This is a genomic window from Streptococcus sp. k-628 (genome assembly GCF_013277475.1).
Classification (GTDB): Bacteria; Bacillota; Bacilli; order Lactobacillales; family Streptococcaceae; genus Streptococcus.
On sequence record NZ_VMMZ01000081.1, the window covers coordinates 1 to 1,443 of the forward strand.

Below are 1,443 nucleotides of genomic sequence, written 5' to 3' on the forward strand. Positions count from 1 at the left end.
ACGTTGAAAGTACATGAAAAACTTGTACCAGTAACACCGCCAACACCAGAAAAACCACTTGAACCTGGAAAACCAATTGATCCAGATGTGCCGGTAGTTCCTAATACTCCTGTTGATCCAAAAACACCAGTATGGACAGAGGATTTAATCAATAAAGTTAAGAACGCGAAAACTACAAAAGAAGTAACACGTACAATTAATTATGTTGACGAATCAGGAACTAAGCTACCATATACGGATAAGGGTAAAGAAACTACTGAGTCGAAAACTGACAAAGTTACATTCACACGTGAAGCTAAGATTAACGTAGTAACAGGTGAGATTACTTATGGAGAATGGACAGCTAAAGATAATGACACAACATTCGAAGCAGTAACATCACCAGTAGTAAAAGGATACATCTTAAAATCAAATCAAGACTCACAAGGTAATTTGGTATCAACAGATGGAACAAGAGTAGCAGCAAGTACAAACTTAACAGCAGCCTCTGAAAATCAAAACCTAAATGTGGTATATACGAAGTTAGGATCATGGGTATTAACACCACCAACAGGTGTAACACCACCAGAAGGAACGAATTTCGATCCAAAACCATATCCAAACAATCCAACAGATCCAACAAGACCTGGAGAACCAGAATATCCACAGCCAGGAACACCAGTTGAACCAAACACACCAGTGATTCCATATGTTCCAGGTTATACACCTAAGACACCAAATGGAAATCCATTAGAACCAGTTGATCCAAACCATCCAGAAAATGGATACAAGGTGCCACCAGTACCAACAACACCAGGTAATGATACGCCGATTACGTATGAAGCAGATACTCAAAAAGCTATTGTAAAATATGTTGTTGAAGGAACAACTACAGTTCTTCATACAGAAGAACTAACAGGTGATTCGGGAACTACAATTAACTATACAACAGCGAATAAGCTTGCAGAATTGAAAGTTCTTGGATATGAATTAGTAACTGATGGATTCACAACAGAGACAGGTAGAAGTTTCGATAAAGATAAAACAGTTGATCAAACTTTCGAAGTAACAGTGAAACCAAAAGTGGTAGATGTCCCACCATTTGAACCAACAAATCCACAAGGTGACGACAATCCAAAACCAGAACCAGGACAACCAATTGATCCAAAAAATCCAAACGGACCAAAATGGACGAAAGAATTAATTGATAAACTGGTAACGACTAAACATGTTACACGTACAATAACTTATGTAGAAGATGGTACAGACAAAGAAGTAGCTAACAAAGCAACAGACAAAGTAACATTTACTCGTAGTTTGAAAGTTAATGTCGTAACGGGTGAGGTTGTTGATCCTAATGTAGCATGGACATCAAATGACACAACATTTGACGAAGTAACATCACCTGTGGTTAAGGGATACATCTTAAAAGCTAATCAAGGATCAGCAGATGGATTGGTATCA

General features: G+C 38.0%; 1 pseudogene. It reads left to right on the top strand.

Features of this window, described 5'->3' with window-relative positions:
* A pseudogene (locus HT730_RS09105) lies at window positions 1-1,443 on the top strand (mucus-binding protein); the annotation flags it as partial.